The sequence below is a fragment of the Acetobacter lambici genome (assembly GCF_011516885.1).
Classification (GTDB): Bacteria; Pseudomonadota; Alphaproteobacteria; order Acetobacterales; family Acetobacteraceae; genus Acetobacter; species Acetobacter lambici.
The window spans coordinates 1-701 of the sequence record NZ_WOTD01000167.1 but is presented as its reverse complement, the minus strand read 5'-3'; the positions used below and the strand labels follow the sequence as shown (position 1 = coordinate 701).

General features: G+C 52.9%; 1 pseudogene. It reads right to left on the bottom strand.

Annotation, left to right across the window (positions count from 1 at the left end):
* Window positions 1–637 (bottom strand): annotated as a pseudogene (locus GOB86_RS15695) (type II restriction endonuclease); the annotation flags it as partial.
* Between the last annotated feature and the right edge of the window lie 64 nt (window positions 638–701).

Genomic DNA, 701 nt, shown 5'->3' with positions numbered 1-701 from the left:
GTCCGCTTCCGAGATCAAACAGCAGTCCTCCGATAGCGCCCAGATCATTGGACAGCAGCGAACGATAGGTCGCATTCAGCTTCAGAATGCCCTGCCGCATGGCAAGATATTCCTCCCATCGGCCCAACTTCATCTTTGATCCGGTCAAGGCGTTATAGCCGTTCACGATTGCCGTATTGAAAGGCGGCATGATCGTAGGATGCAGGAAATACAGCAGATTGGCGACGGCTGGTCCCAGCCCTTTTATCTTCCGGGCATCGATCGCGTGGATGGCCGAGACCACGTGCTCGTCGGTATTGCAACACAGGCAGGTATCGAGAAGCTGCCCGAATGCTTTCTGGTTTGCAGGATTTTCGTAGATATCGGGAATGCGTAGCTTCGGCTTCCACAGGAATGCATGATCCGCACCCTTGAATATCTGACGCTGTTCAGCGATCGAATGAACAACTGTTTCCAGGGATGAGCCACGATAGGCGACCCCGAATGTGCCAGCGGTAATCTCGGTAACGACCTGCTGCAGACCACGGCGGATAGACCGGAAGTTCTTGAGGCGTTCATCCCACAAAAACCAGCTCTGATAGGTGCCTGCCGGATCATCACGCCAGCGAAGGATAAGGTCTCGAATAAGGTCGGTCATCAGTCCAGAAGCTACAATTATATTCGCTCTTGACACTGATTGTAACAGCATCTCACGTCAATGC